Annotated in this window: 8 protein-coding genes; 2 read left to right on the plus strand and 6 right to left on the minus strand. The window is 67.8% G+C overall.

Annotation, left to right across the window (positions count from 1 at the left end):
• Positions 1-751, minus strand: a 751-nt coding sequence (gene arfA, locus ADBZ5N_RS15835) for a channel-forming protein ArfA/OmpATb (protein ID WP_526259021.1), incomplete at its 3' end; no start/stop codon positions are given.
• A gap of 105 nt (positions 752-856) precedes the next feature.
• Positions 857-1,219, minus strand: a complete 363-nt coding sequence (locus ADBZ5N_RS15840) for an FKBP-type peptidyl-prolyl cis-trans isomerase (RefSeq protein ID WP_526259023.1) — start codon at positions 1,217-1,219, stop codon at positions 857-859.
• 100 nt (positions 1,220-1,319) lie between these two features.
• Between ADBZ5N_RS15840 and ADBZ5N_RS15845 the strand changes: the two genes are divergently transcribed.
• Positions 1,320-2,912 carry a phytoene desaturase family protein gene (locus ADBZ5N_RS15845; protein ID WP_526259025.1) on the plus strand — a complete coding sequence of 531 codons (1,593 nt, stop codon included), beginning with the start codon at positions 1,320-1,322 and terminating at the stop codon, positions 2,910-2,912.
• Here the strand turns inward: ADBZ5N_RS15845 and ADBZ5N_RS15850 are convergent.
• From ADBZ5N_RS15850 to pdxH, 3 genes are all read right to left on the minus strand, one after another.
• Complete coding sequence (locus tag ADBZ5N_RS15850; RefSeq protein ID WP_526259027.1) at positions 2,893-4,185, minus strand: citrate synthase; 1,293 nt, start codon at positions 4,183-4,185, stop codon at positions 2,893-2,895. The two genes, ADBZ5N_RS15845 and ADBZ5N_RS15850, sit on opposite strands and share 20 nt — an antisense overlap.
• 85 nt (positions 4,186-4,270) lie before the next feature.
• Positions 4,271-4,957 carry a TetR family transcriptional regulator gene (locus tag ADBZ5N_RS15855; protein ID WP_526259029.1) on the minus strand — a complete coding sequence of 229 codons (687 nt, stop codon included), beginning with the start codon at positions 4,955-4,957 and terminating at the stop codon, positions 4,271-4,273.
• 146 nt (positions 4,958-5,103) lie between these two features.
• Positions 5,104-5,739, minus strand: a complete 636-nt coding sequence (pdxH, locus tag ADBZ5N_RS15860; RefSeq protein WP_526259035.1) for a pyridoxamine 5'-phosphate oxidase — start codon at positions 5,737-5,739, stop codon at positions 5,104-5,106.
• Between the two features lie 109 nt (positions 5,740-5,848).
• On the opposite strand from pdxH, the gene ADBZ5N_RS15865 reads away from it, so the two are divergent.
• Complete coding sequence (locus tag ADBZ5N_RS15865; RefSeq protein WP_526259031.1) at positions 5,849-6,970, plus strand: citrate synthase; 1,122 nt, start codon at positions 5,849-5,851, stop codon at positions 6,968-6,970.
• An 88-nt stretch (positions 6,971-7,058) separates the two neighbouring features.
• On the opposite strand, the gene ADBZ5N_RS15870 is transcribed toward ADBZ5N_RS15865, so the two are convergent.
• Positions 7,059-7,723, minus strand: a 665-nt coding sequence (locus ADBZ5N_RS15870) for a ferredoxin--NADP reductase domain-containing protein (protein ID WP_526259033.1), incomplete at its 5' end; no start/stop codon positions are given.

Here is a 7,723-nt window from a genome sequence, read left to right on the forward strand (position 1 = left end):
TGACCTTTGCCTGCGGGCAGGCCATGATGGCGGCCGCGACTGCGGTCAACTCGGTCTGGCTGCCAGCGGTCAGGCCGGAACCTTCGGTCTGGTAGGCGATCGGCGAGCGCAGCGCGGCGATGATGTCAGCCTGCAGGTTGTCGCACGAAGCGGCATCGCCGGTCGCGGTTCTCACCTCAATGCTGTTGACGATCCGCACGTTCGGCCAGGCCGCCCTCGCCGCCGCCTCGACCCCGGCCTTAACCTCTTCTGACGGTGCGGTGCCGGCCAGGGTGAGGGCGCCATCTGCGAGTTTGAAGCTGAAGTCGGCAATGTCGTTGGCGGCTGTGAACACCGGGCTCACAGCGGCGGAGTCGGGCGCGCTGACACCGGCCTTGACGCTCAACCTGTCGATCAGATTGATGCCCGGTCCGAGGGTCGTCTTCAGGGTGCTGAGCAGTTTGTCCTTGACCGAGAGATCGGGCAGTTCGCCGGTGAGGGTGAAGTCTTTGCCGTTGCGCACGATCGACAGTGGCGCGAGGTTGAGCTCGGGGACCGACATTGCCGGGAGGCTGGGTGCCGTCGGGGTGACACTGGGAAACTCGACAGCAGCTGTCGGCCTCACCGAACCCCAGCCGAGCCAGCCGAACAGCAGCGGGATGAGCAACAATCCCAGCAGCCACCCCCACCCCGGTGATCGGCGGTAGTAACGCGACTCACGCCGCCACTCGGGTGCGGTCGAACGTGCGCGCGCGTCATCAGAACCCGTCATCGGCTCCCCTCCTCCGCCACTGGAAAGGTGGTGTTGTTCGTGCGAGCTGCCGCCCGTGGTTGGCCCGTGGATCAAAAACGGCCGTTCACGACGCTGCGAGCGCCGCTAGCGTACGCCGAGCAGGTCGATGACGAAAATGAGCGTCTTGCCGGAGAGTCGGTGGCCGGCGCCGGCCGGGCCGTAGGCGAGGTCGGGCGGAATGACCAGTTGCCGGCGTCCGCCGACCCGCATCCCCGGGATACCGTCCTGCCATCCCTGGATCAGGCCGCGCAACGGGAACGAGATCGACTCCCCGCGGTTCCAGGAGCTGTCGAACTCCTCGCCGGTGTCGAATTCGACTCCCAGGTAGTGCACGTCGACGCTGTCGCCAGGCTTGGCCTCGGGCCCCTCGCCCACCACCAGGTCCTTGATCAGAAGGTCAGAGGGGGGCGGGCCGCCGGGGAATTCGATTTCGGGTTTGGTTGACACCGCACCACCGTAACCGGGTAGTCACCGATTTTCGCGCCGGACCCCGCGGGCATGCCGCTGACGTGACATCGACCCGCTTGAGGGCTACTTAAGCTGAGGCATGGCCAGCCTCCATGATGTAGCGGACACCGTCGACGCCGTCGTGATCGGCGGCGGCCACAACGCATTGGTGGCCGCGGCGTACCTGGCCCGGGCCGGCCGCCGGGTACTGGTTCTGGAGAAGCTGAACGAGGTCGGCGGCGCGGCGGTGTCAGCATTGGCCTTCGATGGCGTTGACGCCCGGTTGTCCCGCTATTCCTACCTGGTCAGCCTGCTGCCGGCCCGCATCCTGGCCGATCTCGGCGCCGCAGTGCGCCTCGCCCGCCGCCGCTACGCCTCCTACACACCCGATCCCGCCGACGGCGGCCGCAGCGGGCTGCTCCTCGGTGAGCATTCGACTTTCGCTGCGGTCGGGGCCGACGCCGACGAAGCGGGTTTCGTCGAGTTCTACCGACGGTGCCGCGGTGTCACCGAACCGCTGTGGCCGACTCTGCTCGAGCCCCTGCGCCACCGGGCGGACGCCCGTAGCCGGGTGGTCGCGGCCGGTGGACCGGATGCAGCCGCTGCGTGGGACGCGGTGATCGACACGCCGATCGGGTCGGCCATCGCCGGCGCCGTCGGCAGCGACCTGGTTCGGGGCGTGATCGCCACCGACGCGGTGATCGGCACCTTCGCCCGACTCGATGACCCCTCATTAGCCCAGAACGTCTGCCTCCTCTACCACCTGCTCGGCGGCGGAACCGGGGTGTGGGACGTGCCCGTCGGCGGGATGGGTTCAGTGTCCGGTGCGCTGGCCGCCGCTGCGGTGAGGCACGGCGCACAGATCGTCACCGGCGCGGAGGTGGTCTCGCTGACCCCCGACGGCGAGGTGCGCTACCGGGTCGGCGCCGACGAACATCTGGTCCGCGGCACGTACGTGCTGGCCGGGGTCACCCCCTCGGTGCTGGCCGACCTGTTGGGCGAACCGGCACCTGAGTTGACCGAGGGGGCCCAGGTGAAAGTGAATCTGATGCTGCGCCGACTGCCGCGATTGCGCGACGCGGGCGTTACCGCGGAGCAGGCGTTCGGCGGGACATTCCACATCAACGAGACCTGGTCTCAACTCGACGCCGCCTACACCGCCGCGGAGTCCGGCGGACTGCCCGACCCGTTGCCCTGCGAGATCTACTGTCATTCGCTGACCGACCCCAGCATCCTGTCGGCAGGTCTGCGCGAGAGCGGGGCGGCAACTCTGACGGTGTTTGGACTGCATGTACCTCACCGTCTGCAGTCCGGTGATCCCGACGGGATACGGCGACGCCTCACCGATGCGGTACTGAGGTCGCTGAATTCCGTTCTGGCCGAACCGGTTCAAGACGTTGTGATGACCGACGCGCATGGCCGTCCCTGCGTGGAAACCGTGACTACATCGGATCTGCAGGACGGGTTGGGGCTGACGGCGGGCAACATCTTCCACGGCGCCCTGCAGTGGCCCTTCGCCGAGGACGACGATCCGTTGGACACACCGGCGCAGCAATGGGGGGTGGCAACCGGACACGAACGGATCCTGCTGTGCGGTTCAGCAGCACGGCGTGGCGGCGCAGTGTCCGGCGTGGGCGGCCACAACGCCGCGATGGCGGTCTTGGCCGACGGACTCAGCGGCCGCCGGGGGTGACGTAGTCGCGTTCGCCGTACCCGGTGTAGATCTGCCGGGGACGGCCGATCTTGTTGGGCTCCTCGTGCATCTCGCGCCAGTGGGCGATCCAGCCGGGAAGGCGGCCCAGTGCGAACAGGACGGTGAACATCCGCGTCGGGAAGCCCATTGCCCGATAGATCACGCCGGTGTAGAAATCCACGTTGGGGTAGAGCTTGCGTTCCACGAAGTAGTCGTCGGTCAGTGCCACTTCTTCGAGGGACTTGGCGATGTCGAGCAACTCGTCGTCGCCGCCGAGTTTGCCCAGAATCTTGTCGGCTTGCTCCTTGACGATTCGGGCCCGGGGGTCGTAGTTCTTGTAAACCCGGTGACCGAAGCCCATCAGCTTGACGCCGTCCTCGCGGTTCTTGACCTTGCGCACGAAGTCGTGCACGTCGCCACCCTCGCTGCGAATGCGCTCGAGCATCTCCAGCACCGACTGGTTCGCGCCGCCGTGCAGCGGACCCCACAGCGCGTTGATGCCACCGGAGATCGAGGTGAACAGGTTGGCCTGAGAGGAGCCGACCAGCCGCACCGTCGAGGTCGAGCAGTTCTGCTCATGGTCGGCGTGCAGGATCAGCAGCATGTCCAGCGCCCGGACGATCTCCGGGTCGGGCGTGTAGGGCTCGGCGGGCAGTCCGAAGGTCATCCGCAGGAAGTTCTCGACCAGACTCAGCGAGTTGTCCGGGTACAGGAACGGCTGGCCGACGGATTTCTTGTAGGCGTAGGCCGCGATGGTGGGCAGCTTGGCCAGCAGCCGAATGGTGGACAACTCCACCTGGTCGTGGTCCAGGGGATCCAGTGAATCCTGGTAGTAGGCGCTCAACGCGTTGACCGCGCTGGATAACACCGGCATCGGGTGGGCGTTGCGCGGGAAGCCGTCGAAGAACCGCTTGAGGTCTTCGTGCAGCAGGGTGTGCCGCTCGATCTTGGTGCTGAACGCCTCCAACTCGGCGGCAGTCGGCAGTTCTCCGTAGATCAGCAAATAGCTGACCTCGATGAAGCTGGACTTCTCGGCCAGCTGGTCGATCGGGTAACCGCGGTACCGCAGGATGCCGGCGTCGCCGTCGATGTAGGTGATGGCGCTCTTGGTCGAGGCGGTGTTGACAAACCCCTGGTCGAATGTGGTGTACCCGGTTTTGGCAAGCAGCGGACCCAGCGCGATACCGTCGGAACCCTCAGTCGCATGGACGATCTCCAGGTTCAACTCCCCGCCGGGATACCGGAGAGTAGCGGTGTCGTCGGTTGCGGCCACATCAACCCCTTCTTGCCTGTTCGACGGCTCAAGGGCGGGCCGTCTGTAAGGTCACGCTACTGCGCGCTCTAGGTGAACGTAGTCGCTATCGCTGCGGTCCGCCTGAGGGGGGTTGCCGGTACGCAATGTCGGCGCTGGGGCGCCAGGGTTTCCACAGCCGGGTGAAAATCGCAAATGTTTCTTCGATGCGCTCACTGACGGCGTGCGGATCGGCGGCGGCGCTACCGGGCCGGCCGAGGGCGCTGGCCATCAGCACCGCCCAGGTGTCGAACACCACCCGCACCGCCGGATCGGTCACCGGCAGACCCATCCGCTCGGCGATCGCCTCGATCACCGCGTGGGTGGATCCGTCCTGCCGGTAGGTGAAGGTCGCCAGGCTCAACATCGGACTGCTGTTGACAATGCTGAGGAAGCCCCGCATCCGGTCGAAGGACATTTCATCTGGCTGGCCGTGCTCGGCGGCGCGCAGCACCTCGGTGTGGGCACGCACCAGCGCTTCATGCTCGGTGATGTCGTGGGGTTGCCGGCTCAGCGCGTCGGCGACCTGCCCGGCGATGTCCTCCATCAGCGCACCGATGACAGCCTCTTTGTTGGGGAAGTAACGGCTGAAGGTTCGGGGCGACACGTCGGCACCGGCGGCGATTTGGTCGACGGTGGTCCGTTCGTAACCCTGCTCGGCGCATAACCGCGCAGCGACGTCGACGAGCGTTGCGCGCGTCCGCTGCTTTTTTCGTTCACGCAGCCCGAGGGCCGCCTCGCCGGGCTGAGGCACGTGACGATCGTAAGCGCGTGGCATGGCCTGGCCCCCGGTCGCCGGTTAAGGAAGGGTTACGAAGCTGCCGCAATCCGCCCACACGAGTATCGGTACCCGTTCGTGTCCATACCCGCAGCGACGGGCCGCCAAACCTGTGGCTGCCGCTAGGGCTGCAGCCGTTCGATACGGTCGCCGTCACCGGTGCGCACCCGAATCCTGTTGTGCATCCGGTTTTCCCGGCCCTGCCAGAATTCGACGACCTCCGCGGTGATGCGATACCCGCCCCAGTGCGGCGGAACCGGCACCTGCTCGGTGCCGGCGAAACGCTCGGTGACCTCGGCGAGTTGAGCCATCAACTCCGCACGCGAGGCGACCGGCCGGGATTGCACGGAGGCCCACGCGCCAAGTTGCGACCCCCGTGGCCGCCGCGCCCAGTACTGCGCGGTCTCCTCCGGGGTGACCTTGCTCACCGCCCCGCGCACGTGGACCTGCCGGCCCAGCGCGTACCACGGGAACGTCGCCGATGCATAGGGCGTCGCAGCCAGTTCGGCCCCTTTGGCCGAGTCGTAATTGGTGTAGAAGGTGACACCGTCGGCGTCGAAGCTCTTGCACAGCACGGTCCGCGTCACCGGTCGCCCGGCCTCGACGGTGGCAAGCACCATCGCGTTGGGCTCGGCGACCCCGGCCTGCTCGGCGTCCTCGATCCAGTTGTGTAGGAGTGCAAGCCATCCGTCCGCCAGCCAGTCCAGATCGAGATCGCTGCTGCCGTCCTTCTCCACCGACCCGTACTCCACCCGCATTCCGGCAAGCCGGTGGAGGGGCCCTTCGCGATCGCCCACGGCCTTACGGTACGCCCGCCGTACTCGACTCACCGGGCGATGTCGTGCACCGAGGTGGGAGGATTCGACCATGACTGTCCTACCGGACGACTTCGTCGCAGGCCTGGAAGGGGTCGTGGCCTTCACCACCGAGATCGCCGAGCCGGACCGGGACGGTGGGGCGCTGCGCTATCGCGGGGTGGACATCGAGGACCTTGTCGATCACCGGGTCACGTTCGGCGATGTGTGGGCGCTGCTGGTGGACGGCGTGTTCGGTGACGGGTTGGCGCCGGCCGAGCCGTTCCCGCTGCCGATCCACACCGGAGATGTGCGGGTCGACGTGCAGGCCGGCCTGGCGATGCTGGCACCTATCTGGGGCTATGAGCCGCTGCTGGACATCGACGACGCAACCGCCCGCGACCAGTTGGCCCGGGCGTCGGTGATGGCATTGTCCTACGTCGCGCAGTCGGCCCGCGGCATCCACCGTCCGGCCGTGCCGCAGCGGGTGATCGACGAGTGCACGACGATCACCCAGCGTTTCGTGACCCGTTGGCATGGTGAGCCCGATCCGCGCTACGTGGAGGCCATCGACGCCTACTGGGTGTCAGCCGCCGAACACGGGATGAACGCCTCGACCTTCACCGCCCGGGTGATCGCCTCAACCGGGGCCGACGTGGCCGCCGCGCTGTCCGGGGCGGTCGGAGCGATGAGCGGACCGCTGCACGGCGGGGCACCGGCCCGGGTGATACCGATGATCGCTGAGGCTGAACGCACCGGTGAGCCCGCCGCGGTGGTGCGCGGGATTCTGGACCGCGGCGAGAAGCTGATGGGCTTCGGCCACCGGGTGTACCGCGCCGAAGATCCCCGCGCCCGGGTGTTGCGGGCCACCGCGAAACGTCTCGATGCGCCCCGCTACGTGGTGGCCGCGGCGTTGGAGCAGGCCGCGCTGGCCGAACTGCGGCAGCGACGGCCCGACCGGGCCATCGAAACCAATGTCGAGTTCTGGGCAGCGGTGATCCTGGACTTCGCCGAGGTTCCCCCGGCCATGATGCCGGCGATGTTCACCTGCGGGCGCACGGCCGGCTGGTGCGCGCACATCCTGGAGCAGAAGCGGCTGGGCAAGTTGGTCCGGCCCGCGGCGGTCTACGTCGGCCCCGGCCCGCGTCCGGCGTCGTCGGTGAGCGGCTGGGACACCATCGCCCACACCAGCTGACTCTCCCCGCACCCCCAGCGCTTGCCGCGAGCAGACGCAAAGTCGCACTCCTGGCGGCTGATTCATGCGAGTTTGCGTCTACTCGGCACTAGAAGCGGGACAGCCAAAGCCGGCCCGACCTCGACGGCCGCTGCCGGGCGGCAGCGAGCATCTGAGGCACCGAGGTGAACTTCACCCGCGGCCTGCCCTGCGCCTGGCCCCGGGCGATTTCGGCGTCATCGATGGCCCGCCATCCGGCAGCATCAACGACATCGGGTTGGCGATCGCGCACCAGCCTGGGCAGGGCCGCCGGCCGTGCCACCGGGTCGTCGAGCCGTCCGGCGTTGAAGTCGTCCACCAGGGTGGCGACGGTGTGCATGGCGCAGGATTTGTTGGTGCCGATGAACCCGGTGGGTCCGCGTTTGATCCAGCCGGCGACGTAGGCGCCGCGGACCGGCCGAGAGGTTGCGGGCTCCACCACCCGGCCGTCGCTGTTGGGTACCACCGCGGCGGCCTCGTCGAAGGGCAGGTCGGCCACCGGTGCGCCGCGGTAACCGATCGAACTGAGTACCAGGCCGGCTTCCAGAGCCACCTCCGCACCGGTGCCGGTGCGGGTGAACGTCACGCCCTGAACCCTGTCGCTGCCGGTGATCCGCTGCGGGTTCAGCCGGTAGGCCAAGCGGATCCGACGGCGGCCGGATTCGGCGTGCCCGGCTTCCGGCAGAGCCGCCAGGATTTCCAGCTTGGCGCGAACGCCGGGGTCTCGGCTGCGTT

This window comes from Mycobacterium sp. (assembly GCF_044370595.1).
In the GTDB taxonomy this organism is placed as follows: Bacteria; Actinomycetota; Actinomycetes; order Mycobacteriales; family Mycobacteriaceae; genus Mycobacterium.